This window comes from Streptomyces sp. NPDC097617 (genome assembly GCF_044761485.1).
Lineage (GTDB): Bacteria > Actinomycetota > Actinomycetes > Streptomycetales > Streptomycetaceae > Streptomyces.
This window is the reverse complement of the sequence record NZ_JBIWCL010000029.1, coordinates 35848-58618: the sequence shown is the minus strand read 5'-3', so window position 1 is coordinate 58618 and position 22771 is coordinate 35848. Positions and strand designations below refer to the sequence as shown.

General features: G+C 71.8%; 30 protein-coding genes. 13 read left to right on the top strand and 17 right to left on the bottom strand.

What is annotated here, in order from left to right; genetic code table 11:
- Window positions 1-33: 33 nt before the first annotated feature.
- Window positions 34-861, bottom strand: coding sequence for a hypothetical protein (locus ACIQZO_RS33905; RefSeq protein ID WP_403633839.1), 828 nt, complete (start codon window positions 859-861; stop codon window positions 34-36).
- A 124-nt stretch (window positions 862-985) separates the two neighbouring features.
- On the opposite strand from ACIQZO_RS33905, the gene ACIQZO_RS33900 reads away from it, so the two are divergent.
- The 3 genes from ACIQZO_RS33900 to ACIQZO_RS33890 all read left to right on the top strand — a co-directional run bounded on the left by ACIQZO_RS33900 (window position 986) and on the right by ACIQZO_RS33890 (window position 2407).
- Complete coding sequence (locus ACIQZO_RS33900) at window positions 986-1459, top strand: RrF2 family transcriptional regulator (protein WP_403633837.1); 474 nt, start codon at window positions 986-988, stop codon at window positions 1457-1459.
- Between the two features lie 78 nt (window positions 1460-1537).
- Window positions 1538-1936: a RidA family protein gene (locus ACIQZO_RS33895; protein ID WP_403633834.1), complete on the top strand. Its 399-nt coding sequence runs from the start codon at window positions 1538-1540 to the stop codon at window positions 1934-1936.
- Window positions 1937-2002: 66 nt separating this feature from the next.
- A complete protein-coding gene (locus tag ACIQZO_RS33890) occupies window positions 2003-2407 on the top strand; it encodes a hypothetical protein (RefSeq protein ID WP_403633831.1) in 405 nt (134 codons plus the stop codon).
- A gap of 83 nt (window positions 2408-2490) precedes the next feature.
- Here ACIQZO_RS33890 and ACIQZO_RS33885 read toward each other — a convergent pair whose 3' ends face one another.
- The 6 genes from ACIQZO_RS33885 to ACIQZO_RS33860 all read right to left on the bottom strand — a co-directional run bounded on the left by ACIQZO_RS33885 (window position 2491) and on the right by ACIQZO_RS33860 (window position 5323).
- Window positions 2491-2661, bottom strand: coding sequence for a hypothetical protein (locus tag ACIQZO_RS33885; RefSeq protein WP_403633829.1), 171 nt, complete (start codon window positions 2659-2661; stop codon window positions 2491-2493).
- 57 nt (window positions 2662-2718) lie between these two features.
- Complete coding sequence (locus ACIQZO_RS33880; protein ID WP_403633826.1) at window positions 2719-3099, bottom strand: hypothetical protein; 381 nt, start codon at window positions 3097-3099, stop codon at window positions 2719-2721.
- A gap of 114 nt (window positions 3100-3213) precedes the next feature.
- Window positions 3214-3813, bottom strand: a complete 600-nt coding sequence (locus ACIQZO_RS33875) for a hypothetical protein (protein WP_403633823.1) — start codon at window positions 3811-3813, stop codon at window positions 3214-3216.
- A gap of 220 nt (window positions 3814-4033) precedes the next feature.
- Window positions 4034-4276 carry a hypothetical protein gene (locus tag ACIQZO_RS33870; RefSeq protein WP_403633821.1) on the bottom strand — a complete coding sequence of 81 codons (243 nt, stop codon included), beginning with the start codon at window positions 4274-4276 and terminating at the stop codon, window positions 4034-4036.
- 21 nt (window positions 4277-4297) lie between these two features.
- Window positions 4298-5065, bottom strand: coding sequence for a CbtA family protein (locus ACIQZO_RS33865; RefSeq protein ID WP_403633819.1), 768 nt, complete (start codon window positions 5063-5065; stop codon window positions 4298-4300).
- 42 nt (window positions 5066-5107) lie between these two features.
- A complete protein-coding gene (locus ACIQZO_RS33860; RefSeq protein WP_401609793.1) occupies window positions 5108-5323 on the bottom strand; it encodes a CbtB-domain containing protein in 216 nt (71 codons plus the stop codon).
- Between the two features lie 187 nt (window positions 5324-5510).
- Between ACIQZO_RS33860 and ACIQZO_RS33855 the strand changes: the two genes are divergently transcribed.
- Window positions 5511-5984, top strand: a complete 474-nt coding sequence (locus tag ACIQZO_RS33855; protein WP_403633815.1) for a histidine phosphatase family protein — start codon at window positions 5511-5513, stop codon at window positions 5982-5984.
- A 15-nt stretch (window positions 5985-5999) separates the two neighbouring features.
- On the opposite strand, the gene pucL is transcribed toward ACIQZO_RS33855, so the two are convergent.
- The 4 genes from pucL to ACIQZO_RS33835 form a co-directional block, all read right to left on the bottom strand.
- On the bottom strand, window positions 6000-6944 hold the full coding sequence (gene pucL / locus ACIQZO_RS33850) for a factor-independent urate hydroxylase (protein WP_403633813.1): 945 nt from the start codon (window positions 6942-6944) through the stop codon (window positions 6000-6002).
- Window positions 6945-7226: 282 nt separating this feature from the next.
- A complete protein-coding gene (locus ACIQZO_RS33845; RefSeq protein WP_403633811.1) occupies window positions 7227-8576 on the bottom strand; it encodes an aspartate aminotransferase family protein in 1350 nt (449 codons plus the stop codon).
- 109 nt (window positions 8577-8685) lie between these two features.
- Entirely contained in the window at window positions 8686-9630 is a 945-nt protein-coding gene (locus ACIQZO_RS33840; RefSeq protein WP_403633809.1) for a PaaX family transcriptional regulator C-terminal domain-containing protein, read from the bottom strand.
- The gene (locus tag ACIQZO_RS33835) at window positions 9627-10244 is read right to left on the bottom strand and encodes a GNAT family N-acetyltransferase (RefSeq protein WP_403633806.1); all 618 of its coding nucleotides are present in this window, start codon (window positions 10242-10244) and stop codon (window positions 9627-9629) included. Before ACIQZO_RS33835 ends, ACIQZO_RS33840 begins: the two co-directional genes overlap by 4 nt.
- Before the next feature lie 94 nt (window positions 10245-10338).
- Here ACIQZO_RS33835 and ACIQZO_RS33830 point away from each other — a divergent pair, with 94 nt between their 5' ends.
- Window positions 10339-11388, top strand: a complete 1050-nt coding sequence (locus ACIQZO_RS33830) for an alpha/beta hydrolase family protein (protein ID WP_403633804.1) — start codon at window positions 10339-10341, stop codon at window positions 11386-11388.
- Between the two features lie 173 nt (window positions 11389-11561).
- Here the strand turns inward: ACIQZO_RS33830 and ACIQZO_RS33825 are convergent, their stop codons facing one another.
- Both ACIQZO_RS33825 and ACIQZO_RS33820 read right to left on the bottom strand, forming a co-directional pair.
- Window positions 11562-11933 carry a hypothetical protein gene (locus tag ACIQZO_RS33825; RefSeq protein WP_403633801.1) on the bottom strand — a complete coding sequence of 124 codons (372 nt, stop codon included), beginning with the start codon at window positions 11931-11933 and terminating at the stop codon, window positions 11562-11564.
- A gap of 142 nt (window positions 11934-12075) precedes the next feature.
- Window positions 12076-12279: a cold-shock protein gene (locus ACIQZO_RS33820; RefSeq protein ID WP_030011983.1), complete on the bottom strand. Its 204-nt coding sequence runs from the start codon at window positions 12277-12279 to the stop codon at window positions 12076-12078.
- A gap of 452 nt (window positions 12280-12731) precedes the next feature.
- Here ACIQZO_RS33820 and ACIQZO_RS33815 point away from each other — a divergent pair, with 452 nt between their 5' ends.
- Window positions 12732-13097, top strand: coding sequence for a 5-carboxymethyl-2-hydroxymuconate Delta-isomerase (locus ACIQZO_RS33815; protein ID WP_403633798.1), 366 nt, complete (start codon window positions 12732-12734; stop codon window positions 13095-13097).
- Window positions 13098-13176: 79 nt separating this feature from the next.
- Here ACIQZO_RS33815 and ACIQZO_RS33810 read toward each other — a convergent pair whose 3' ends face one another.
- Window positions 13177-13917, bottom strand: coding sequence for a PP2C family protein-serine/threonine phosphatase (locus ACIQZO_RS33810; protein WP_403633949.1), 741 nt, complete (start codon window positions 13915-13917; stop codon window positions 13177-13179).
- Between the two features lie 34 nt (window positions 13918-13951).
- On the opposite strand from ACIQZO_RS33810, the gene ACIQZO_RS33805 reads away from it, so the two are divergent.
- From ACIQZO_RS33805 to ACIQZO_RS33795, 3 genes are all read left to right on the top strand, one after another.
- Complete coding sequence (locus ACIQZO_RS33805) at window positions 13952-14365, top strand: hypothetical protein (protein WP_403633796.1); 414 nt, start codon at window positions 13952-13954, stop codon at window positions 14363-14365.
- A gap of 56 nt (window positions 14366-14421) precedes the next feature.
- Entirely contained in the window at window positions 14422-15780 is a 1359-nt protein-coding gene (locus ACIQZO_RS33800) for an FAD-binding oxidoreductase (protein WP_403633793.1), read from the top strand.
- Between the two features lie 184 nt (window positions 15781-15964).
- Window positions 15965-16393: a hypothetical protein gene (locus tag ACIQZO_RS33795; protein WP_403633791.1), complete on the top strand. Its 429-nt coding sequence runs from the start codon at window positions 15965-15967 to the stop codon at window positions 16391-16393.
- A 79-nt stretch (window positions 16394-16472) separates the two neighbouring features.
- Here ACIQZO_RS33795 and ACIQZO_RS33790 read toward each other — a convergent pair whose 3' ends face one another.
- Entirely contained in the window at window positions 16473-17849 is a 1377-nt protein-coding gene (locus tag ACIQZO_RS33790; RefSeq protein ID WP_403633789.1) for a chloride channel protein, read from the bottom strand.
- A gap of 55 nt (window positions 17850-17904) precedes the next feature.
- Window positions 17905-18453 (bottom strand): potassium channel family protein, encoded by a 549-nt coding sequence (locus ACIQZO_RS33785; RefSeq protein WP_403633786.1) that lies wholly within the window; start codon window positions 18451-18453, stop codon window positions 17905-17907.
- A 113-nt stretch (window positions 18454-18566) separates the two neighbouring features.
- On the opposite strand from ACIQZO_RS33785, the gene ACIQZO_RS33780 reads away from it, so the two are divergent.
- Complete coding sequence (locus ACIQZO_RS33780; protein ID WP_403633783.1) at window positions 18567-18956, top strand: SHOCT domain-containing protein; 390 nt, start codon at window positions 18567-18569, stop codon at window positions 18954-18956.
- 82 nt (window positions 18957-19038) lie between these two features.
- Here ACIQZO_RS33780 and ACIQZO_RS33775 read toward each other — a convergent pair whose 3' ends face one another.
- Window positions 19039-20862, bottom strand: coding sequence for a galactose oxidase-like domain-containing protein (locus ACIQZO_RS33775; protein WP_403633781.1), 1824 nt, complete (start codon window positions 20860-20862; stop codon window positions 19039-19041).
- Between the two features lie 386 nt (window positions 20863-21248).
- On the opposite strand from ACIQZO_RS33775, the gene ACIQZO_RS33770 reads away from it, so the two are divergent.
- Genes ACIQZO_RS33770 through ACIQZO_RS33760 form a run of 3 tightly spaced genes read left to right on the top strand, consistent with a single transcriptional unit; the run spans window position 21249 to window position 22747 of the window.
- A complete protein-coding gene (locus tag ACIQZO_RS33770; RefSeq protein WP_403633779.1) occupies window positions 21249-21659 on the top strand; it encodes a VOC family protein in 411 nt (136 codons plus the stop codon).
- A gap of 30 nt (window positions 21660-21689) precedes the next feature.
- A complete protein-coding gene (locus ACIQZO_RS33765) occupies window positions 21690-22118 on the top strand; it encodes a helix-turn-helix transcriptional regulator (RefSeq protein WP_403633777.1) in 429 nt (142 codons plus the stop codon).
- A gap of 5 nt (window positions 22119-22123) precedes the next feature.
- Window positions 22124-22747 (top strand): glyoxalase, encoded by a 624-nt coding sequence (locus ACIQZO_RS33760; RefSeq protein WP_403633774.1) that lies wholly within the window; start codon window positions 22124-22126, stop codon window positions 22745-22747.
- Window positions 22748-22771: the final 24 nt, after the last annotated feature.

The window sequence follows — 22771 nt, the reverse complement described above, 5'->3', positions numbered from 1 at the left end:
GCGTTGTTCTGCGTGTGTTGGTACCTTCCGAGCTTATGGGGTGCGGCGTAGTCGGCCCATCACCCATGCGGCGAGTGCGGCGGCGAGCCCGATCGCCAGCACCACCCAGGACGTGGTGCGCAGATAGGCGGTGAGTGCGTCGTACACCGCCCCGGCGGCCGGCCGGTCGATATCGGGGGGCAGGTCGTCCAGGGTGAGCCGGCGGCACACGTCCACCGCGAGCCACAGCAGTCCGGCGCCGACCGCCAGTCCCACCCCGGTGGCCATGACGGCGCGCCGTCGGTGGACGGCGACGGCGATGGCCGCCGCGGCCAGGACCAGGGTCAGTACGGGGAGCCAGATGCCGGCCACTTCGAGCATGTGGAAGCCCTTCCGCAGAGCGCCGAGATTGTCGTACTCCATGACCTTCACGGTCAGGTGGGTCACCGGGATGCGGTCGGCGAAGGGCACGTCGTCGGCGACGAGGTCGCCCCTGACCTGGGCGATCACCGGTGCGAGGTCGATGGTGAGGGCGTCGCCGCGGCCGGTGGTGAGCGCGTGGAGGAACGCGGCGTGGGCGGCGCGGTTGGCCGCGTCCCAGGCGGTCCGGTAGGCATCGGTGCCGGCGAAGGAGTGCAGGGCCTCGCCGAGCAGGGTGTCCACCCCGATCTGGAAGGGGCCCGCGTCGATCTGGCCGGCGAGTGCACGCGTGACCTGGGTGACGACGACCTCCTGCACCTTCGGGTTCTCGGCGAGGGGGGACATGGCGGCGGTGTACCGGTCGGCGTTGCCCAGTTCGCGGTCGGCCCAGTACGCGATGGCGCTCGCGGGCACCAGCAGGGCCACGAGCACGATGAGTACCGCCGACAGGATGGTGCGCACGTCACCAGGGAAAGCGGCGGCGCGGCCGGGCGCGAGCGGTGTTGCTGCGGTCGGGTGGCGGGCGGTCGGGCGGAGGCATCCTTGCCTTCATGATCCTGGATATCTAATATCCAGGATTATGAAGATGAGTGAGGGCGTCGAGTGGGCGCTGCACAGCTGCGTCAACCTGGCCTGGAGCGGTCCGGACCGGGCCGTGTCGGCGGCACGCCTCGCCGCGTGGCACGACCTGCCCGCGGCCTACCTCAACAAGCAGCTCCAGGCGCTGGCCCGGGCGGGAATCCTCACCTCCACCCCCGGCGCCCGGGGCGGCTTCCGGCTGGCCCGCCCGCTCGACGCCATCTCGCTCATGGACGTGGTCGCCGCCGTCGAGGGGTCCGCGGAGGCCTTCCGGTGCGCGGAGATCCGGCAGCAGGGTCCCGGCGCCGACGCCCCGGCGGCGTATACCGCCGACTGCGCCGTCGCGCACGCCATGACCCGGGCCGAACTGGCCTGGCGCCGGGCGCTCGCCGCCCAGCACCTCGACGAGATCCGGCAGCAGGCCGAACGGCAGGCCCCCGAGGCCCCCGAGCGGTTGCGCGCCTGGCTCGCCGCCCGGTAGCCGCAACACGGCCGACCGCACCCCACGCACGGACACGAACCCGGCAACGGACACCGCAACGGAACCAGGGAGCTCGGCATGACGCGCAGCATCACCAACCCGGCAGGACTCCACACCCCGACCGACTACGGCTACAGCCACATCGTCTCCGCCCCCGGGGAGCAGGTCTTCATAGCCGGCCAGTACGGCTCCGACGAACACGGCCACGTCGTCTCCGAGGACTTCGCCGACCAGGTCGAGCGGGCCTTCGCCAACCTCCGTACCGCTCTCGCCGCCGTCGGCCTCGGCCCCGCCGACGTGGTCCGCATCGGCACCTACATCGTCGACCACGACCAGCGGAAGCTGGAGGTCCTGCTCAAGCGGCTGCACGCCACCTGGGGCACCGAACTGCCCGCCCAGACCCTGATCGGCGTCGCCGCGCTCGCCCTGCCCGGCATGCTCTTCGAGATCGACGCCGTGGCCGTGCGCACGCCCTGACCGCTGATCCACTTGCCGCTCGGGGGTGGCGGGTGTGCCCTGGATGATGGGAGAGAGGAGCCCGTCATGGCACATGCGGCACCCACCGCCCTCGGGCGGCACCGGCAGTCGTCGGACATGACGCACCTGAGCAAGGGCGCGTACGTCAGGCCACTGCTCCTCGGACTCGTCTACGGCGTCTGGGCCGCCTTCATGGAGCGCCAGACGGGCCCGGTGGACGCGGGCAACGTCTTCTACGGGATCCTGTGCGGCGCGCTCTTCGCCGGCATCATGTTCGCCCTGGCCCGGATCGGACCCCGTCTGAAGCGGGAGGTCCACGCCGCCGCCTACGGCGCCTTCGGCGGTATCGCCGTGGGCTACCTGCACAGCCTCACCAACCAGTCGATCCTCAAGGCCGTCGTGGTGGGCCTCGCCGTGGCCGCGGGCGTCGGAGCCATCGCGTTCTACCGCTACTACACCCACGAGGACTGAGCCGTCCGACCGGCGCGCGCCGGTTCCCCGTGCCCGTGGTCGAGGGCGGGGGAACCGGCGCGCGCCGCAGCTCCGCGCCGTCCCTACGCGGCCGAATCCGCGGGGGCACTCTGCTGCGGTTCGCTCTCGGCCTCGACGGCTGTGGCCGTGTCCTTCGGTGACGCGGCCGGCTCGGTCTGCCGGACCGGCGGGGAGAACCGGGTGACCTCGGCGCGGAGCATGGCGTTCAGTGCGGCGTACGGGTCGATGGGCATGGCGGAACCTCACGGTGCTCAGGGGGGTGTGGGGGCTGCGTCGGGACCTCGGTCCGCTCAGCAGCGCAGCACCACACTCCGCACCGTCCGCCGGGACAGGGTCGGTTCGGCCGCCTCCGCGGCAGGCCCGCACGGCGGGGCAGTGGCAGGGTGTTTCACGTGAAACACCGCGATCGGTGCCCGCCGCACGACGGGCAGCCCGCGCGTGATCGTCCGTACGGCCGCCCGAGCCTCGGGGTCGGGGGCCGGATCGGACTGGCCCTCGCCGGGCTCGGGCGCCTCGGCGGGTGCGCCGGGCGCGGCGGGCACACTGGAGGCGGGGCGGAACTCGGCGGCCGCGGCGCCGGCCGGACCGGCGCCGAAGACGCACAGCAGCACGACACAGGCCACGGTCAGAGCCCTGGTCAGTGCCGAACGCGCGTGGTGCCTCCCGCTCATGCGAGGGGTGTGCCCCGCCACGCCGAACGGCTCCCGGGTGGACCTCAAGAAGCCCCCGACCGGGGGACGAAGACACCCCCCTCGGCTGACAGGCCGTCGTGGGAGCCGGCCGGGTCAGCGGATGCGGCGCTGCCCGGTCAGCCGGGCCAGCACGGCGGTCTCGCCACCGACCAGCCGCAGTTGGGCCCGGCCGGCCGGGTCCTCGTGACCGGAGGAGCGGCCGGGTGAGACCCGTACGACGGTGAACACGGCCGTACGGCTGTCGGCGCGGGGAACCTCGATGGTCCTGCCCCGCCGCAGCTCGGTGAGGCGGAGCCCCTCTCCGGTGACCACGGCCGTACCGGCCGCACCCGGCGCCGGAGTCCCGGTGTCCCAGGCGACCCCCTCGCGGTCGCCCCTCAGCGGTACGTCCACGCCCAGGCTCGGAATGCGCAATCGCAGCGGCCGCGCGGCCCGGAGCGGTCCGGTGACCGTCCGCAGCGGCCCGGGGTCAGTCCTCGCAGACCCGGCTCCCCGGCCGGGCAGGTGCTCGCCGGACTGCTCCAGTTCCCGCACCAGCCGGCGGTGGCCGGACAGCCCCAACGCCCTGGAGGGCAGCGCGTCGTCCCTGGTCGCGGAAGCGGGCCTGGCACCCTCGGTCCGTTGCAACACCGCGATGCCGGTGGACAACAGAACCACCGTCAGCGCGGCGACGGCCCACTGTGCGCGGGGCATGGGATTCCCTCCTGTCCGGCTCGTGCGGCCGGGTCATGTGAGCAGTGGATACCTCCTCTGCCCATCGGCACCCTGTGCAACACGGTGGACTGACACCACGTCACGGGCGTGTCGTCGCACGATCGGGGAGTCTTCGCAGTTCGCGGCAGGTCCGCGCACCGGCCGCCCGGGGCGGTGGCCGTGCCTCCGAACGGGTGAGGGTCGAGCCGTCCCCGAGGGGTCACATGACGACGGCCGCGGTGCCCGCCCCCATCAGCGCGGCGGCCAGGTGCATGGCCGGATGCCCGTAGTCGCCGTACCAGAGGTGGCGGGCCAGGCCGCCCAGGGCGGCCAGTGCGGTGATGACGCCGATCTGGCCGAACAGCGTGATGGCGCAGCAGGGGGCCAGGAGCAGCAGGAACGAGTTCAGCCAGAACGGGGCCGCGCCCGTCCAGCCCCGCCATTCCCTGATCGGCGTCGCCATGTACTACCGGCCCCCTCGTGCTCAACTCATCGGCTGCACAGCCTTCTTGGGTGCGGGGGCGGGCACAAGGGCTCGTTCGGCTAGAAAACCGAAAGTCAGGCCGAAAGTCGTCCACAGTGCCGTCTGGATGGCCAGGGAGGCGAGGCGGAACTCCCAGATCAGCGCGGCCGGGAAGCCCGCCGGGACCTCGTTGATACCGGGCAGCACGGCGTACGAGACGCCGATGACCAGGACGAAGCCGGCCCCGGCGACGACCGACGCGTTCCAGTGGCCGATCCTCGGCGCGAGCCGTCGCCCGAGGATCAGCGCGCCCGCTGCCAGCAGCAGGCTCAGGGCGATCATCAGCAGGTACAGGGCGGTCCGCCGGGCGGCGGTGTCGGGATCGCCCACGGCGGGCGGGTTGGCGGGGTACTTGAGGAACGGCACCAGCGTCACGGTGACGTACAGGCCCCCGGTGACCAGGGCGGCCGTGGCCCGCGGGCCGATGCGGCCGATGCGGCCGAGGGCGAAGCAGAAGACGAGCGCGGCGATGCCGCCGAGGGCGACCGCGTAGAGCAGGACGCCGGTGCCGAGCCCGGCCGTGGCCTGGAGGGCCCGGCTGACCGGGGCCTCCTCGCCGTGGTCGTGACCGGCCGCGGCGGCCTCTTCGATGGCGATGGCCGCGTCCACCTTGGACTCACCCAGGAGGTACGCGACGAGGAAGGCGGCAACCCCGGCCAGCAGGCCGGCGAGCATGCCGCGGACGAGCAGGGTCCGGGGGGAGACCCCACCCGGAGAAGTGGAAGTCATGCTTCTGGTCCCCTTGCTGAGACGTCGTTCGGTGGCAGGGGATCAGTGGCAGGGGAAGCCGAGCAGGTGGCGGCCGTCGTGCAGCCACTCGTGGATGGTCTCCCCTTCGAAGACCGCGGTGGCGCCCTGCTCGGCGCCGACGAAGTACAGCAGGACGAGCATGAGGATGCCGACGAACACGGCCCAGGGGGCCAGCGCGGAGAGCGAGATGGGGGCGATGGCGGGTGCGTTCGTCGTGGGCACGGCGGAGTGGGCCATGGCAGAACCTCCAGGGGGAACACGCGTCCCGGTCAGTGGTGCTCGCTGCGACGGTGGCGGGTCTGACTTTCCTCCCCTCCGGGAGGTTTCACAGTGGCGCGACCGTGCCGGATTCTCACCGGGCTTCCGTCGTACCGTCGTCATTCAATTGTGTCATTTGTGACCGTACCGCGCTTACGCTCCCCTTATGAAGACCTCGTCGGTACGAGTCCGACTCATCACCTTCCCGCTGGACGCGGCCGCGCGTCAGGGCCGCTTCGGCCACGCGCGGCCGTGCCCCGGACACGAGGGGTTGCGCGGCCTGGACACGGGCGAGTGGGCGGGGCGCACCCTGGACGAGGTGGCGGGCCGCGACCCGGCGGCCGTGCGGGCCTGGCTGTCGGATCCCGCCTACGCGCCACCGGGCGGGGAGTCGGTGGACGCGCTGATCGCCCGTGTCGGGGCCGGGCTGGCCGCCCTGCCCGAGGGCACGCACCGGCTGGTGGTCGAGCAGGCCGTCGTCCGGGCGGCCGTGGTGCACGCGCTGGAACTGCCGCCGGTGGCCTTCTGGCGGCTCGACGTACGGCCGGAGTCGGTGACCGCCCTCACCGGACGGGCGGGGCGCTGGAACCTCCTGGTGGGGCAGCCGCAGGAGGAACAGCCGCACGCCGGGCCGGTATGACCTGCGCAGGTGCGCCTACGCGACGATCCAGTCGGACGTCGCGATCACCGGCCGCACCCCGTCACGGTGGATGGTGCCCTCGATCAGGCCGTACATCCGGTCCGCCGCGAAGTAGACCTCGTTGTCGTTCTTGAGTCCGAAGGGCTCCAGGTCGACGAGGAAGTGGTGCTTGTTGGGGAGGTTCAGGCGCACCTCGTTGACCTTGGGGCAGTGGTCGAGCACGCGCTCGGCCATCTGGTTGAGGGTCTGCTGCAGCGAGTACGAGTAGGTCTCCGCGAAGGCTTCCAGCATGTTCTTGCGGACCTTCTTGTACGCCTGGTCCCAGTCGTACCCGGCGTCGTCGGCGGCCAGCGCCGAGTGCGCCCAGCGCGCGGTGACCTTGGTCGCCAGGATGCGGTCGTACGCCTCCTGCAGGGTCGTGTACTTGTCCTTGATGTAGCCGTGGAACTCGGAGTTGGTCGAGTTCATCACCGTCAGGTCCTTCAGACCCGAGATGACCTGGAGGCCCGTCGTCTCGCTGTAGGTGATCTGTGCGGTGCGCACCTCTTGGCCCTTGCGGACGAAGGAGTGCTGCTCCTTGCGCGTCGGGACCGGGATCCGGTCCCACACGTACTCCTCGATGCGGATCTGGGCCTCGCGGATGGGCTGCTGCGAGGAGACGAAGTGCTTGGCGAGCAGGATGCCGAAGGCCTCGGGGGAGTCGATGCCGTGCTCCTTGCCGAAGGCGTACACCGTGTTCTTGGTGGTGTCGGTCGGCAGGCAGTTGGCGTTGTCGCCGGTGAGGTGGACGTCGCGGAACTCACCGCGGAGCGCGACCGAGACGTTGAGGTCGCGGATCTCGTGCCAGGAACCTCCCCCAGACTCCGTCTGGGAGGTACCCCCACGGCCCTTGCGGGTCACCTTCACGATGCGGTTCTCGGCCTTGCCGTACTGGTTCTGGGCCAGGACGTGCTTGCTCATGCTGTCTTCCTTCGGGTACTCGGGAACACGGAGTCCGGTCATCTGGATCCCGTACGCCCGGCGTCCAGCGCCCGCCCGAATCAAGGACGTCCCGCTCCCCGCCGTTCGGCCCCTCGCCGAGGGACCGCCCCGGGCCTGACGTGCATCCCGGTTCGTAGGTGCTTGGCCTGTTGTGCGCAGTGCGGCCTGCACGGATTGCAGCATGTGTACGGGGGGTTGATCCCCGTACAAATCCTCCGAACACCAGCACCCACGCCTTGGGCGACCCCACAGATCAGCAGGTCAGACGGTGTGCGCATCCGCCACGGAGAGAGCCTCGTCGAGGATCCGCAGCCCCTTGGCCACGTCGTCCACCGAGATGTTGCACGGCGGCGCGATGTGGATGCGGTTCCCGGCGATCAGCGGCCAGAGCCCGCCCTTCTTGCACGCGGCGCCGAACTCGGCCATCGGGGCGTTGTCCGCCCCCGCCGCGTTGTACGGGACCAGCGGCTCGCGCGTCTCCTTGCTCCGTACGAGCTCCAGGGCCCAGAAGGTGCCGAGCCCGCGGACCTCCCCGACCGAGGGGTGGCGTTCGGCGAGTGCGCGCAGCCCGGGGCCGAGCAGCTCCGCGCCCGTGCGGGCGGACTGCTCGACGATGCCCTCCTCCTCCATCACGTTGATCGTCGCGACGGCGGCGGCGCAGGCCAGCACGTGCCCGGAGTACGTGAGCCCGCCCGGGTAGGGCCGACGGGCGAAGGTCTGCGCGATGGCGGCCGAGATGGCGACCCCGCCGAGCGGGAGGTAGCCGCTGGTCACGCCCTTGGCGAAGCAGATCAGGTCGGGGGTGACGCCCCAGTGCTCGGAGGCGAACCAGGTGCCGGTGCGCCCGAAGCCGACCATGATCTCGTCGAGGATGAAGACGATGCCGAAGCGGTCGCAGAGCGCACGTACCCCGGCCAGGTAGCCGTCCGGGTGCACGAGCACGCCCGGGGCGCCGCCGACGGTCTCCAGGATGATCGCGGCGATCGACTGCGGGCCCTCGAAGACGATGGTGTCCTCGAGGTGACGCAGGGCCCGCTCGCACTCCTCGGCCTCACTGGTCGCGTAGAAGGGCGAGCGGTAGGCGAAGGGGCCCCAGAAGTGCACGACACCGGCGGTCGCCGAGTCGTTGCCGAAGCGGCGGGCGTCGCCGGTCAGGTTGATCGCGGTGGAGGTGGCGCCGTGGTACGAGCGGTAGGCGGACAGCACCTTGGGCCGGCCGGTGTGGAGCCGGGCCATGCGGACGGCGTTCTCCACCGCCTCGGCCCCGGCATTGGTGAAGAAGATCTTGTCGAGGTCGCCCGGGGTGCGCGCGGCGATCAGCCGGGCCGCCTCGGAGCGCACGTCGACGGCGAAACCGGGCGCGACGGTGCACAGCTTGGCCGCCTGCTCCTGGATGGCCGCGGTGACCTTCGGGTGCTGGTAGCCGATGTTCGTGTAGACCAGGGCGCTGGAGAAGTCGAGGTAGCGGTTGCCCTGGTAGTCCCAGAAGTACGAGCCCTCGGCGCCGGCCACCGCGAGCGGGTCGATGAGCTCCTGCGCCGACCACGAGTGGAAGACATGCTTCCGGTCAGCTTCTTTCACGGCGGCGAAGGCGTCGGCTTCTGGGTTCATGAAACGAGGGTAGTTGTCCATGATGTGGACGGGGCGGGGGTCGGCCCGCCGTCCCCCGCCCGCCGGCCCCTCCCACTGGTCCCCGTCCACAGGTTCCCCGTCCGCCGGGTCAGGCCAGGGCCTCGCCGTACAGGCGGAACAGGCGGGGCCCGGGGGCCGGGGCGGCGGCCTCCAGGCGGGACCAGGCCTCGGCCGCCGCCGCCCGGGCCGTCGTGCCGGGCCACGGCTGCGGCAGCAGTTCCGGCGGGAGCAGCGGGTCGGGGAGCATCGCGGCGGAGAAGGCCGCCGCCAGCGCCACGGCGTGCGCCAGCCCGGCGACCCCGCCATCGGCTCCGCCTGCGCCGGCTCCGCTTCCGTCTGCCTGCGACCCGGCAGGGGCCTGCGAGCCGGCAGCAGCGTCCGTCCCGGCGGCTGCCGTCCCGGCGGCGGTGTCCGGTCCGGCCGGTGGCTGCGCGAGCTCGCGCAGCGCCGCGTACCGCGCCGCGATCTCCGGCAGTGGCCACAGTCGCTCCGCCAGGGCCCGCGGGTCCGAGGTGCCGCCCACGGCCAGGTCCCGGGTGCTCAGGCAGCTCAGCGCCTCCGACAGGCCGAGCTCCGCCGCGTGCGCCCGTACGTACGGCTCGATCGCGTTCGGCGTGACGTACAGCCCGCCCTGGACCGGCGCCGCCCCCAGCCCTGTGAGCGCGTCCCGCAGGGAGTCCCGCGCGGCCCGCGAGGATTCCGGTACGGCGAAGGCGAACGCGTGCCAGAGCCCGTCCCACGGCTCCAGCCCCCGGTCCTGCCGGTACGCGTGCCGGACGAACTCCACCTCCGGTACGAGCGGCAGCCCCGCCCCGGGCCCCGGCTCTTGCGTCCCCGCCAGGCGCAGGACGGCCCGCCGGCCGCGTCCCTCGGCCGTGAACCGGCCCTCCGCCACCAGCCGCTTCACGCACAGCCGCACCTGCTGGTCGGTCATCCCGAGCAGCGCGGCGACCTCGTACAGCTCGCCGCCCTCGACCGTCCCGTCCTCCCGGACCAGCGCGTGCACCACCATCCGTGTGGGGATACCGCTCATCTCGCCGCCACCTCCTTGTGCATCGTCGTCACGGCCCCGAATCCCAGCACGTCCCGCAGCCAGGGCGTGCGCTGCACCCGTACCGCCCGGAACCCGTGCCGCTCGTACAGCTCCCGCGCCCGCGGGTTCTCCGCGACCACGTCCAGCCGGATCCGCCGGCAGCCCTGCTCCACGGCGATCGCCTCGACCTCGCGCAGCAGCAGCCCGCCGATGCCCCGGCTGCGCGCGGCGGGGTCCACGGCGATGCCGTCCATGACCAGCTCGCCGCGGGCCGGGGTGCGTTCCAGCAGGGCCAGCAGGAACACCCGGTACAGGCCCCGGACCCGCCCGTACTGCGCCCTGACCGCGGCCACGTCGCCACCGACCAGGCCGCGCCCGGCCAGCTGGTAGCCCGCCACACCCACCACCCGGCCGTCCCCGTCGCCGGCGCCGCCGGACAGCGCGGTCACCGCCCGGTCGGCGTGCAGGTGCTCGGCGATGAACCGCCGTCCGGCGGCCGTGGGGCCGAGGGCGAGGCCCAGCTTGCCCGCGAAGGCCTCCCAGTACAGCTCGGCGACGCGCGCGGCGGCCCCCTCGGGCAGCCCGCGCCGTACCTCCACGCTCTCCGTCGTCATACGCACAAGCGTAATACGTTCATTGCCGCTACGATCGTTTTTGATGCAAGCGAACGAGTGTATGAATCCCCGAGCGAGGAATCCGGAGCCGCAGATGACCGAGACCCGCACACCCGGAGGGGCCCGCCGACTCCGACGGGTCCTCCTCGCCGCCCTGCTCCTGGCCCTGGCCACCGCCGGCGTCCTCGCCGCTGTCGTCGTGCGGCAGCACGACTACGGCCTCCACGAGGAGCGCGTCACCGTCCCCGCCGCCGGCCACGACCTTCCCGGCGTGCTCGCCACCCCCGCCGGCCGGGGGCCCGGGCCCTTCCCGCTGGTCGTCCTCGTGCACGGCGACGGCGAGGTCGACGCCACCCACGACGGCTTCTACCGGCCCTACTGGGAGGCCTTCGCCCGGGCCGGCTACGCCTCGCTCTCCCTCGACAAGCCCGCCGACTGGCTCGGCCAGACCATGGACGACCGGGCCCGCGAGACCACCGACGCTCTGACCTGGGCGGCCCGCACCCGGCCCGAGATCGACCCCGCCCGCATCGGCCTGTGGGGCGCCAGCCAGGCCGGATGGGTCATGCCCAAAGTGGTGGCCCGGGCGCCCGCTCCCGGGGTGCGCTTCGTCATCGCGGTCGGCACCGCCGTGAACTGGGAGCGCCAGGGGGAGTACAACCTGCGGGCCGAGCTCCGCGCGGCCGGGGCCGACGCCGACCGCACGGCGGCCGCGCTGCGCACCCGGGAGGACACGCTGGCGCTGCTGCGGCGGGGGGCGACGTACGAGGAGTACCGCGCGACCGCGGGCGCCGACCGGGAACTCACGGAGGAGCGCTGGACGTTCATCAGCCGCAACCACACCGCGGACGTGACCGGGGATCTGCGGGCGATGCCGCCGGTCCCGGTGCTGCTGATCTCCGGCGCCGACGACCTGAACGTGGACGGCGCCGAGACCGAGGTGCTGCACCGGAGCGTGCTGGCGCCCGGCACCCTCACCGTCCGCCGCTATCCGGGGGCGACCCACGCACTGCTGCGCACCGAGGTCGAGCGCTCCTCCTGGCGGCTGACCCTGACGGCGGTGTTCGCCCCCCGCTCCCTCTTCCCGCCCGGCCTCCTCGCCGATCAGGAGCGCTTCCTCCGGGAGCTCGGCCGCCCGGCGTGAACCGGGCCGGCGCCGAGATCCGCAGGGCGGCATTGTGCGGCGCTGTCCGGCGGTATTGCAGGGGCGTTGTCCGGGCGGTCGCGGCGGCCCGAATAGGCGGGATTCGGTGGATCGTCCGGGACGGCCCCGGCGTGTGGAATGCGGGGGCCGTTCTCCGTCATGCCGAAAGGGGGTTATTTGTCGGAGTAGCTGAAGTCTCCTACGGTCCAGGCGCTGACGTCCTTGACCGCGATCCGGTACATTCCGCCGGTCTCGGGGATGCCCAGGGTGCCCTGGAGGATGCGTGCCACATGGAAATGCAGGTGCGAGGGTGCCTCGGCCTGTGGTCTGCCGCCTCGTGCCGGAGAGCTGAAGATCTCGGCGAACGGGCCCAGCTGGTCGGAGTCCCGTAGGACCTCGGCCACCCGCTGACGCCAGACGCTCTCGGGGGCGAGGCGGCCTGTGATGACGGCGCCGTGGACCACGACGGTCAGGGACATCTGATTGGTCTGCTCCGACTCGACCATGGTGGCGAGATCGAGGAGCAGGTCGTCAGGGATCGACATGGGCACGGACTCTAGCAAGGGTGCTCGGGGACCGGCCGTGCTTCCGGGGAGCGGCGCCCGCCGGGCCGGGTTCCGCCGGGAAAACGCGGACGGCCGAGGCCCGCACCCCAGGGTGCTGACCTCGGCCGCGTCTGCGCGAACGTCAGGCGGGAACGATGTTCTCGGCCTGCGGGCCCTTCTGGCCCTGCGTGACGTCGAAGGTAACCTTCTGGCCTTCCTGAAGCTCACGGAAGCCGGAAGAGGCGATGTTCGAGTAGTGGGCGAAGACGTCGGCGCCGCCACCCTCCTGCTCGATGAAGCCGAAGCCCTTTTCCGCGTTGAACCACTTCACGGTGCCAGATGCCATGTGAATTCTCCTTTGGGGCAGTGCCCGGATCCGCACTGTGCGGGACCGGTGTCGCCGTGATGATTGCCCCGACCGGAACGCGTAATTCTCAATGCATGCACCGGAAATAAAAAGTGCACCCACCGGAAAGTCCGGTGAGAGCACTTGTAAGTTTTTTGGGAACCACAACTGCAACGGACGTCACCGTAGCACAGGGGGCGCCGATGGCAGGGGAAATCTCCTCGCGTCCGGGCCGAAATTCCGGGCCCGCAGCGGTGGTTTTTCGCACCCGGAAATCATATGAACGCCAAGGGTTCTCCGCGGAATCGTTCCCGCCGGGCCCGGCGCACGGGCCGGCCGGGCCCGGCGCACCCCCCGCAGTCGGGCCGACTCGGTTACCGTCGCTCAGGGCCCCGCCAACCGGCGCGGGGCCGGGGCCCGTTGCCCCGAATCCGCAGAGCAGGGAGTGGCCCGTGCCCCACGCAGTCGTCGACTACTCGGACTCGCTGACCGGGGCCTTCGACCGGCGGGCGTTCGCGCTCGAACTGCACGCGCTGGAGGTCGAGATCCTCGACACCGCGATCGGCAACTGCAAGACGCGTTTCCACCGCCTCGAGGAGTCCGTCGTCGGGGAGGGCACCGACGCCCGGTCGGTGGTCGTCCACGTCGAGCTGGCCATCGCCCGGGGCCGCACCCCGCAGACCAAGTCCCGCCTGACCCGCGCGGTGCTGGAACTGGTCGAACGCCACACCTCGAAGGCCGCGGGCCTGGCGGTCCACGCCTCCGTCGACGTCCGCGACCTCGGCGACGCCTACACGAAGAGCGTGACCACGCCCTGACGCGCCGTCGGCCCCGGGCGGCAGGCTGTCGCGCTGCCTCGCTGCCCGGGCCCGCGGCCGCCCCGCGCTCCCGGCCGCGCTACGCGCCGATGCGCAGCAGGGCCAGCGTGATGTTGTCCGGGCCGCCCGCGTCGATGGCGGCCTTCCACAGTTCGAAGGCGGCCCGGCCGTCGTCGTGCACCCGCAGCAGCCCCTCGATCTCCTCGTTCGGGACGGGGTCGGTGAGCCCGTCGCTGCACACCAGGTAGCGGTCGCCCTCGGTCACCGCGAACGTCGCGATGTGCGGGGTGATCTCGTTGTACGCGCGGCTGCCGCCGAGGACCTGGGTGACCGCGGAGGTGGTGCGGTGTCCGGGAGCCGGTGGCGGGCTGTCGTCCACGCTGATTTGGCGCAGTCCCTCCTGCGTGGCGTGGAAGACCTTGCTGTCGCCGACGTTGAACGCCAGCAGCGAGTCCGCCAGAAGGAGGGCACCCGCGACCGTGGTGCCCATGGTGGTCAGCTCCGGCCGTCCCTCGGTGGCCGAGTGCACGGCGTGGTTGCAGAGGTTCAGCGCATCACCGACGGCTTCCGGGCCGTCCAGTGTGGGTCCGAGCGAGGACAGCTGGCGCACCACGAGTTCGCTGGCCACCTCGCCGGCCGGCTGGCCGCCGAGCCCGTCCGCGACCGCGACGACGAGCGGTCGGCCGAGGGGGAAGACCAGGGTCTGGGGGTTCTGGGTCACGGTTCCGCACAGGGTCCACGGTCCGATGACGAGGCTGTCCTCGTTGTGCTCGCGCACCAGACCGACATGACTCAGGGCGGTCACAGCTATGTACGGCACCTCGACGTCCCGCCTCTCGGCAATGGAAACAGCCATGGCACCACCATTGTCGCGCCGCTCCGGCATGCGGGCCGCCCGCTGCCGGAGCACGCTGGTCGTGGAGCCGCCCGAAACCGACCGGCGGCCCTGCGAGGAAGGACTGCCGCAGATGTTCGCGAGGCTGAGCACCTACCAGGGATCACCGGTCCCCGCAGAGGGAGACGTGAGCGCGCATTCGGAGGCGATCGTCAGGCAGGTCCAGGAGGTTCCCGGCTTCCGGGGCGTCTACTACCTCGTCGACCGGGCCACGGGCGTGGCCAGGACGCTGACCCTGTGGGACGACGAACGGACCATGAGGGACAGCGAGGTGGAAGCCGCCCGGATCCGGGAGGCCACGGCGCAGCGGGAAGGCCAGCGGATCGTCTCGGTCGAACACTTCGAGGTGGGCTTCAGCCACCTGAAGCCCTGAGGCGAGGCCGTGGCGCGACGCAACCGAAACGACGTGATGCACGAGGAGCGATGGCCATGGGCAAGCTCTCGATCGACCAGTTGCGAGAACGGGTACGCGGGGCGGTCGTCACCCCCGACGACGAGTCCTACGACGAGGCGCGCAAGGTGAACAACGCCATGATCGACCGAAGGCCGGCCGCCGTGGTGCGCTGCGCCAACGCGGGGGACGTCATGGCCGCGGTCGACTTCGCCCGCGAGAACGGGCTCGACCTGGCGGTGCGCGGCGGCGGACACAGCGTGCCCGGCTTCGGGACCTGCGACGACGGCGTGGTGGCCGACCTCTCCGCGATGCGCGGCGTCCGCGTCGACGCCGCGGCGCGGACCGCCCGCGCGGAGGGCGGAGCGACCTGGGGCGACTTCAACGCGGCCACGTACGCCTACGGGCTGGCCACGACCGGCGGGATCATCTCCACCACGGGCATCGGCGGACTCACCCTCGGCTACCTGGCCCGCGGGCTGGGCCTGAGCTGCGACAACCTGGTCTCGGCCGATGTGGTGACCGCGGATGGACGGCTCGTCGTGGCGAGCGAGGAGGAGAACGCCGACCTCTTCTGGGCACTGCGCGGCGGAGGCGGCAACTTCGGCGCGGTGACCTCGTTCGAATACCGGCTGAGCCCCGTCAAGGACGTCTACGGCGGACCGATGCTCTTCGAGCTGGCGGACGCCGCCACCGTGCTGCGCTCCTTCGCGGACCACATCGCCGATGCCCCGGAGGAACTCGGCGGTTTCCCGGCCTTCCAGATCGCCCCGCCGCTCCCGTTCATCCCGGCGGACCGGCACGGTGAGCCCTTCGCGCTGATCGTGGCGTGCTGGTCGGGGCCGATCGAGGAGGGGGAGCGCGCCCTGCGGGCCTTCCACGACTTCGCACCGGTGGTCGCCGAGCACGTGGGCCCGATGCCGTACCCGGCTCTCAACGCGGCCTTCGACGCGCTCGTACCGCCCGGCCTCCAGCACTACTGGAAGGCCAACTTCGTCTCCGAGCTCAGCGACGACGTGATCGCCGCGCACCTGCGGCACGCGCCGGGCCTGCCCGCCGTGAACTCGACGGTCCACATCTACCCGATCAACGGCGCCTGCCACCGCGTGGCACCGGACGCGACGGCCTTCGCCTACCGGGACGCCTCGTTCGCCACGGTGATCGCCGGGATGTGGCCCGACCCCGCCACCAACGAGGCCGGTACGGCCTGGGTGCGCGACTACTACGAGGCGACCGCCCCGCACTCGCAGGAGGGCGGCTACATCAACTTCATGGCCGATGACGACCAGGACCGGATCAGGGCCAACTACAAGGGGAACTACGACCGCTTGGTCGCGGTCAAGCGCGCCTACGACCCGGGCAACCTGTTCCACCTGAACCAGAACATCCGGCCCTAGGGGTGCCGCGCCGACCGGACGCGCCCATCGGAAGCCGGTCGGACCGCGTCCGCACCGCCCGCCCGCCCGCCCGCCCGTCCGTCCGTAGCGGTGCGGATGCGGAGTGTTCCGGTATCTGCATATTTTGTGTGGGTGTACCGGAAGATCCCGTACAGCCGGTCTGTCTGATGGAGGAAGGCCCCCCATGAAGCGTTTCCCGGTGATCGGTGTGCTCTGCGTCGGCGCGATGCTCGCTCTCTGCGCGTGCTCCGACGACAGCAGCTCGCCCGCGGAGGAGGCCACCAAGGCCGCGGCGGACCTCTGCACCGACCTGAACGCCCTCAAGGCCGACAACGCCAAGCTGAAGGCCCTGAACCCGGCCAACGCGACCAAGGACCAGGTCAAGGACGCCTACGAGGCCGTCCAGAAGGACTGGGAGAACGTGAAGGAGAACGCGACCCAGCTCAAGGACGCCGAGCGCGCCGCGGTCCAGTCGGCGGCCGAGGACCTCAAGAAGAGCTACCAGGACCTGCCCGGCGACACGACCGGCAAGGACGCGCGCACCCAGTTGCAGCCGCAGATCGAATCGCTGGACGCGGCCACGACGGCCGCTGCGACCGGCCTGCGGTGCTGACGGGCTGATCCCCCCCCGCATCCACGTACGAAGGACCCCGCCCGGCTACAGGGGCGGGGTCCTTCGCGTCGGCAGCCGGCTACTTCGCGGCGGCCGACGCGGGCACGGCCGGTACGGGGGGCAGTGCGGGGATCGGGGGACCCAAGGGCAGCAGTTCGGTGACCACGAAGGCGACCACGGCCGAGATGATCACGACCGGGATCATCGCCGTGCCGCCGAGCATCAGGACCACCATCACCACGCTGCTCACCGGCAGCCGCAGCGCGCTGGCGGCGGTAGCCGCCATGCCCGCCCCCATCGCGGGCACGATGCCGAGCCCGGGCAGCGGCCCGAGCAGGACTCCCGCGACGGCGCCGAGGCAGAGGGCGGGGAAGACGGGGCCGCCGCGCAGGCTGCCGAGGCAGATGGCGTAACCGGCGCCCTTGAAGAGGAGGATGCCGATCAGCGCACCCACGCTCCAGGAGTGCGGGTCGGCGGCCAGTTTGCCGATGGCCGACTGCCCCGACCCGGTGACGTCGGCGGGCGAGAGCCCGGTGATGAGCGCGTAGAGGCTGGCGCAGGCCGCGGCGGCCAGGGCGCACTGGACGGTCCGCAGGAGGGGCCGTTCGAGTACGTACGCGGCGATCAGCCGGGCCCCGGTCAGTACGGGGTGCAGGGCGACGGCGAGGGCCGCGGCGATGGCCACCGCCCAGAGCACGTCGGGCGCGTCCAGGTGGGGCACGGGCACGCCCAGCTCGAGCTTCAGGCTGCCGACCGGCAGCCCGGTCCAGCGTCCGAGGCCGGTGAAGACCAGGTCCCCGACCCCGGCGGACAGCAGGGACGGCAGCATCACGGCGAACAGCTGCGGCCCGCCCACGCCCGCCACCTCGATCAGCAGCACCGCGGCGATCAGCGGATTCCCGAAGATGGTGGCGATGGCCGCGGCGGCGCCGGCCGCGCCCACGAGGGCGGTGCCCTGCGGGGTGACGGGCGCCTGGGCGAGGTTGCGGAACAGCAGGGCCAGCCCGCCGCCGAGGGCGATCAGCGGGGCCTCCGGACCCAGGACCGCGCCGAGCGGCAGACTGGCCACGGCCGCGATCACGACGCCGGGCAGGTAGGAGGCCGAGGCCCCGCCGGTCTGCAGGCCGCCCGCGGGGAGGTGACCGCCGTTGCCGCGCATGTGCGGGACGACCAGGCCGACCACGATGCCGGCGACGAACAGCAGGGGGAGCGGCCACCACCACGGCGGGGCGTCCCAGCCCAGGGCCTCGGGGAGGTCCGTCCACATCAGGTGTTCCATCTTGTGCAGCGCCGCGAGGAACCAGAACGACGCGAGGGACACCGGGATGCTGATGAGCGCGCAGAAGAACAGCAGCTTGAGGTAACCGGGGCTGCGGAGGGTCTGCCTCAGGACGTCGGCCTCCTGCGGCTGCGTTCCGCCGGGGGGCGGTTCGGATCGAGGGCGCGACTGCGGCATGGCTCACTTCCTTTCCGCTTCCTCGATGGTCCACCTCGGGGGCGCGCTTCGCCGCTCAGGGCCTGTCGCCCGGTTCGGGGGGCACCGAACTGCGCCTGTGCATGCCGATTTTGATCGCGCCGACGAGTGCTTTGGCGATCACTCCGATCAGGATCAGGTCGGCGACCATCTGGAAGGTGACCAGCACCCGGCTCCCCTCGGAGGTGGGCACGATGTCCCCGAATCCCACGGTGGCGAAGGTGGTGATGGTGAAGTAGAGGGCGTCGGTGCGGGTCAGCGGCTCCGAGAACGACGTGGGGTCCTGCGCCGCGAGCAGGTAGTACGTCGCGGAGAACAGCACCAGGAACAGCGGTACGCCGGTGGCCAGCGCTTCCAGGGCGCGCATCCGCGGGAACTGCGCACGGGAGACTGCGGCGATCTGCCAGGCCGTCAGCAGCCCGAAGATCAGCAGTCCGAGCACGAGCGTCAGCACGGTGTTGATGCCGAACCCGCCCTCCAGGGGCGCCACGTAGTAGAGCCCGGTGAGCAGGGCGACCGAGAGCACCGAGCGCAGCAGGTGGCCCAGCAGGAAGCGTCGGCGCTGTCCGGCTGCGTTGCGTTCCATGGCTTCAGGAGAACGGCCCGGAGCCCATCGCGCGACCGGAGCCGGACGCCGGAATGCGGACGGCCTGGGTCACCTGTATGAATGAATGACCACGTGCATGATCGGAGTCGAACATGGACGATTACCCGCTGCTCAACGTCTTCTGGACGATGCTGTGGTTCTTCGTGTGGGTCATGTGGTTCTTCCTCCTCTTCAAGGTCATCACGGATGTCTTCCGTGACCACACCCTTGGCGGCTGGGGGAAGGCGGGCTGGCTCATCCTCGTGCTGGTGCTGCCTCTCATCGGCGTTCTCATCTACCTGATCGTCCGCGGGCACAGCATGCACGAACGGGACCGGAAGCAGACCGAGGAGCAGCAGGCGGCCTTCCGCTCGTACGTGCAGAAGACGGCCGGGGCCGGCGGCGGCTCGGCGGACGAGCTGCACAAACTCTCCGCGCTCAAGGACAAGGGCGACATCACCCAGGAGGAATTCGACCGGGCGAAGGCCAAGATCCTGGCCTAGATCCGCGGACCGGCAAGCGGTGACGCACCGCGGCCCCGGGTCGATGACCCGGGGCCGCGATGTGCGGTGAGCTGTGAGTGGGTTACCTGAAGGAGACCCACTTGGCCGCGCTCGGCACCCCGTACTCGTCGAGCAGGAAGAGCATGTAGTAGCCGGGCGGGACGTCATTGGCGGAGGGCGGTGCCTGCAGGCGCAGGCTGTTCCCCTGGCGCTTCACGATCCCCAGTTCCACGTGGCGCTGGCTGGTGTTGAGGGAGTGCGTCGCGGTGGTCGGGGCGAGCAGGACGGCCTTCTTGACCCGGTCGGGCGTGGAGGTCCCCACGGTGAAGGCGGTGTCGTACCGCAGCGGCCCCTCGGGGACGCGGTCGAGGACCGGGCGGCGGCCCTGGTGCAGGTAGGCCGGCTCGAAGATCTCGATGCTGCCGTTCATGTCGTCGTCGATCTTCGGGTCGTTGGCGAGCTGCTGCAGCTCGTCACCGGTGACCATGATCCGGCCGTCCGGGAGGACGAGGGCGTTGGAGTGGTAGCCGCGCGGCAGCCGCTGCGCCGGGCCCAGCTTCCACTCGCCGAGGGCGTTGCGGGTCTCGATCTGCCGGTACTTCAGGTCGGACTTGGGGTTGTAGTCGCCGTTGCCGTAGTCCCTGATGCCGTGGGCGCCGTTGACGGTCAGCAGGGTCGCGTCCGGCAGCAGCAGTGTGTCGTCCTGCGTACGGCCGAAGGCGCGGGGCTGCTGCTTCTCCCAGGCGCCGCCGCTGGTCAGCCGGTAGGTATTGGGGTCCTCGCGGTCGCCGCCGAGGACCAGTACGGAGTCGGGGCCGCGCAGTCCGGCGGGCAGCGCCACGGCGGAGCCGTAGCCGCGGTGGACGCCGTCGGGGCGCGCGGGCAGGTCCGTTCGGGTCTCCGCGACCGGGTCGAAGGCCCACTGCCTGGTGGCGTGGCGGCCGAGGCCGTACACCTTGCCGTCGCGCAGGGTGAACAGGTGCGGGTAGTCGCTGTCGGCACCGAACGGCGCGTCCACGCGCAGGGTGTCGGTCGGGACGTCCCTCGGGATCACCGTCTTCTCGAAGGGGACGGGGTGGCTCTTGGCGGGGAAGCGCTCGATGACGGAGGTGGAGGTGCCCCAGCCCTCGTCGGTGTGGCCGGACATGATCAGCAGGCGGCCGTCCGGGGCGGTGGCCACGGAGGGGTACCAGCGGCCGACCTCCATGTCCTTGTTCACGGACCAGCCCTCGGTCCACGGGTCGAAGACCAGCGACAGCTTGGCGCCGGCGCCGCCGCCGTAGCCGAGGTTGCCGCCGAAGACGCCGAGCATGCCGTTGGGCAGGAAGGCGTGCCCGGCGCAGAAGAAGGGCGCCGGACGCTTCTCGCCCGTGCCGTCCGGTACGACCAGCTCGGGCGGGGTGACCTTCTTGAAGGCGTCCGGCCCCGTTCCCCGGCGGGGGTCCCACAGGAAGGCCCGGCCGGCGTTGGCCCTGCCCAGGGTGTTGGTCGGTGCGGGCTCCTCGGTCGGGTCGGTCTCCATGCGCTCGAAGGAGAAGAGCAGCACCTTGCCGGTCGGGAGCAGGGCGATGTGGGCGGCGAAGTCCGGGGACTGGAAGTACTCGGCGAACTGCCCGAACGCCTTGGGGTGGAAGCGCGCGTTCACGTCGGCCTGGGACCGGGTCAGTGAGTTCAGGCTGTCGATCCGGGCGAGTTGGGAGTAACCGCCCAGCTCGAGGAGCTGTTCGCGGACCTTCGTATGCTCCTGGGCGTGCTCGGCGCCGAGGGCGGCTTTCTCCTCGGGGCGGGCCGAACCGTCGTGCGCGGCCGCCGGGACGGCGGCGACCAGAACTGCCGCGGCCGCGAGGACCGAGATCCCGGCGCGGCGTGCGGTTCGCTCCGCGGACCGGCGCTTCATGCGTGACATGTGACTCCTCACCAGGGCTGCTCAAGCAGCGGGTGGCCCCGCACGGGGGCATGGGACGCCTACGACGCCCACGAGCACAGACCTATGCCGACGCGTCGCGCGCCGCACTCCGGGAAGATCACCGGCGCCTCGGGCCGCCCGGGTGATCACACCGCCCTGAGCTGCGCCGATACCGGCCCGATGGTCCGCCCACCGGTCCCCCGCCCGGACGCAGCCCGTGGTGATCACGAGTCGTGCGCCCGGCCCGGCAAACCGTGTCACCGCGGGCTCCGGCCGGGTAGGGCAGGGTGCGGCAAGGTGACGGGCAGGAGGGGTCCGGAGCGGTGGTCCGGATCGGTCAGGATTCGAGAAGCGCCGTCCGTCCGGGCGAAGTTACCGTTTCGGCCATGGACATCAGCATTCACATGAGCGCCCTCCCGCACGACGACCCGGACGCCTCCCTCGCCTTCTACCGCGACGTCCTCGGCTTCGAGGTCCGCAGCGACGTCGGCCAGGGCAGGATGCGCTGGATCACGGTCGGCCCCGCCGACCGGCCCGACACCGCCATCCTCCTCGCGCCGCCGGCCGTCGACCCCGGCGTCACCGACGCCGAGCGCCGCACCATCGCCGAGATGATGGCCAAGGGCACCTACGGCTGGATCCTGCTGGCCACCAAGAACCTCGACAGCACCTTCGAGAAGATCCAGGCAGGCGACGCCGAGGTGGTCCAGGAGCCGACCGAGCAGCCGTACGGCGTCCGCGACTGCGCCTTCCGCGACCCCGCGGGCAACCTGATCCGCATCCAGGAAATCCGCTGAGCGGGTTCGGCCGACGAAGGGGGATCATCCATGTGTCATCCCGCGTGGAGACAGGCACTGATCGAGGCGGCGCACCTGTCGGAACTCGCGCGGCTGCGCCGCGTCCGGGACCGGCTCGACCGCGAGTACGCGCGCCCGCTGGACGTGGAGGAGCTCGCGCGCGCGGCGAGCATGGCGGCCGGGCACCTCGGCCGCCGGTTCCGGCTCGCGTACGGCGCGTCCCCGTACGGCTACCTGACGGCGCGTCGCATCGAGCGCGCCACGGCCCTGCTGACGGCCGGCGACCTCGGGGTCCCCGAGGTGGGCCGGGCCGTCGGCTGCGCCACCCCGGGCATCTTCCGCACCCGGTTCACCGAGCTGGTCGGCACGGCGCCGGACGCGTACGCGCGTACGGCGCGGCGAGCGGCCGAACCGGTCAGGATTCGAGAAGCGCCGGCCCCGGCGCCGCAACTAGCGTGATGTTCATGCCCTCCATCGAAACCCTCACCCTTGAGGTGGCCGACACCACGGCCGCCCACCGCTTCTACACCGCCTTCGCTCCGGGGCCGCAGGTCCGCCTGCGGGCTTCGGAAGCACCGACGACCGGCTTCCGCGGGTTCTCGCTCTCCCTCACGGTCCCCTGCCCGGCCGACGTCGACGCCCTCGTCGGCGCCGCCCTCGACGCCGGGGCCACCGCGCTCAAGCCCGCCTCGAAGTCGTTCTGGGGCTACGGCGGGGTCGTACAGGCCCCGGACGGGACGATCTGGAAGGTCGCGACCTCCGCCAAGCGGGACTCGGGCCCCGCCACCGGCCGGATCGACGACATCGTGCTCCTGCTGGGCACCGCCGACGTGACCGCGAGCAAACGGTTCTACGTCGAGCAGGGACTCGCCGTCGGCAAGAGCTTCGGCAGCAAGTACGTCGAGTTCGCCACCCCGTCGAGCCCCTTCAAGCTGGCGCTGTACGGGCGCCGCGCCCTGGCCAAGGACGTCGGCGTCCCGATCGACGGCACCGGCTCGCACCGGCTCGTGATCGGCGGCTCCGGCGGCCCCTTCACCGACCCGGACGGGTTCGCCTGGGAGACCGCGGTACCGGCCCCCACCGCCTGACCCCCCGGCACCGCCCCCCGGCAC

What these genes read in the sequence shown, in the direction of transcription:
- ACIQZO_RS33900 (WP_403633837.1), top strand. Translation starts at nt 986, where the DNA reads ATGAGTGAGGGCGTCGAGTGGGCGCTGCACAGCTGCGTCAACCTGGCC.
- ACIQZO_RS33895 (WP_403633834.1), top strand. Translation starts at nt 1,538, where the DNA reads ATGACGCGCAGCATCACCAACCCGGCAGGACTCCACACCCCGACCGAC.
- ACIQZO_RS33890 (WP_403633831.1), top strand. Translation starts at nt 2,003, where the DNA reads ATGGCACATGCGGCACCCACCGCCCTCGGGCGGCACCGGCAGTCGTCG.
- ACIQZO_RS33885 (WP_403633829.1), bottom strand. Translation starts at nt 2,661, where the DNA reads ATGCCCATCGACCCGTACGCCGCACTGAACGCCATGCTCCGCGCCGAG.
- ACIQZO_RS33880 (WP_403633826.1), bottom strand. Translation starts at nt 3,099, where the DNA reads ATGAGCGGGAGGCACCACGCGCGTTCGGCACTGACCAGGGCTCTGACC.
- ACIQZO_RS33875 (WP_403633823.1), bottom strand. Translation starts at nt 3,813, where the DNA reads ATGCCCCGCGCACAGTGGGCCGTCGCCGCGCTGACGGTGGTTCTGTTG.
- ACIQZO_RS33870 (WP_403633821.1), bottom strand. Translation starts at nt 4,276, where the DNA reads ATGGCGACGCCGATCAGGGAATGGCGGGGCTGGACGGGCGCGGCCCCG.
- ACIQZO_RS33865 (WP_403633819.1), bottom strand. Translation starts at nt 5,065, where the DNA reads ATGACTTCCACTTCTCCGGGTGGGGTCTCCCCCCGGACCCTGCTCGTC.
- ACIQZO_RS33860 (WP_401609793.1), bottom strand. Translation starts at nt 5,323, where the DNA reads ATGGCCCACTCCGCCGTGCCCACGACGAACGCACCCGCCATCGCCCCC.
- ACIQZO_RS33855 (WP_403633815.1), top strand. Translation starts at nt 5,511, where the DNA reads ATGAAGACCTCGTCGGTACGAGTCCGACTCATCACCTTCCCGCTGGAC.
- pucL (WP_403633813.1), bottom strand. Translation starts at nt 6,944, where the DNA reads ATGAGCAAGCACGTCCTGGCCCAGAACCAGTACGGCAAGGCCGAGAAC.
- ACIQZO_RS33845 (WP_403633811.1), bottom strand. Translation starts at nt 8,576, where the DNA reads ATGAACCCAGAAGCCGACGCCTTCGCCGCCGTGAAAGAAGCTGACCGG.
- ACIQZO_RS33840 (WP_403633809.1), bottom strand. Translation starts at nt 9,630, where the DNA reads ATGAGCGGTATCCCCACACGGATGGTGGTGCACGCGCTGGTCCGGGAG.
- ACIQZO_RS33835 (WP_403633806.1), bottom strand. Translation starts at nt 10,244, where the DNA reads ATGACGACGGAGAGCGTGGAGGTACGGCGCGGGCTGCCCGAGGGGGCC.
- ACIQZO_RS33830 (WP_403633804.1), top strand. Translation starts at nt 10,339, where the DNA reads ATGACCGAGACCCGCACACCCGGAGGGGCCCGCCGACTCCGACGGGTC.
- ACIQZO_RS33825 (WP_403633801.1), bottom strand. Translation starts at nt 11,933, where the DNA reads ATGTCGATCCCTGACGACCTGCTCCTCGATCTCGCCACCATGGTCGAG.
- ACIQZO_RS33820 (WP_030011983.1), bottom strand. Translation starts at nt 12,279, where the DNA reads ATGGCATCTGGCACCGTGAAGTGGTTCAACGCGGAAAAGGGCTTCGGC.
- ACIQZO_RS33805 (WP_403633796.1), top strand. Translation starts at nt 13,952, where the DNA reads ATGGCACCACCATTGTCGCGCCGCTCCGGCATGCGGGCCGCCCGCTGC.
- ACIQZO_RS33800 (WP_403633793.1), top strand. Translation starts at nt 14,422, where the DNA reads ATGGGCAAGCTCTCGATCGACCAGTTGCGAGAACGGGTACGCGGGGCG.
- ACIQZO_RS33795 (WP_403633791.1), top strand. Translation starts at nt 15,965, where the DNA reads ATGAAGCGTTTCCCGGTGATCGGTGTGCTCTGCGTCGGCGCGATGCTC.
- ACIQZO_RS33790 (WP_403633789.1), bottom strand. Translation starts at nt 17,849, where the DNA reads ATGCCGCAGTCGCGCCCTCGATCCGAACCGCCCCCCGGCGGAACGCAG.
- ACIQZO_RS33785 (WP_403633786.1), bottom strand. Translation starts at nt 18,453, where the DNA reads ATGGAACGCAACGCAGCCGGACAGCGCCGACGCTTCCTGCTGGGCCAC.
- ACIQZO_RS33780 (WP_403633783.1), top strand. Translation starts at nt 18,567, where the DNA reads ATGGACGATTACCCGCTGCTCAACGTCTTCTGGACGATGCTGTGGTTC.
- ACIQZO_RS33775 (WP_403633781.1), bottom strand. Translation starts at nt 20,862, where the DNA reads ATGTCACGCATGAAGCGCCGGTCCGCGGAGCGAACCGCACGCCGCGCC.
- ACIQZO_RS33770 (WP_403633779.1), top strand. Translation starts at nt 21,249, where the DNA reads ATGGACATCAGCATTCACATGAGCGCCCTCCCGCACGACGACCCGGAC.
- ACIQZO_RS33765 (WP_403633777.1), top strand. Translation starts at nt 21,690, where the DNA reads ATGTGTCATCCCGCGTGGAGACAGGCACTGATCGAGGCGGCGCACCTG.
- ACIQZO_RS33760 (WP_403633774.1), top strand. Translation starts at nt 22,124, where the DNA reads ATGCCCTCCATCGAAACCCTCACCCTTGAGGTGGCCGACACCACGGCC.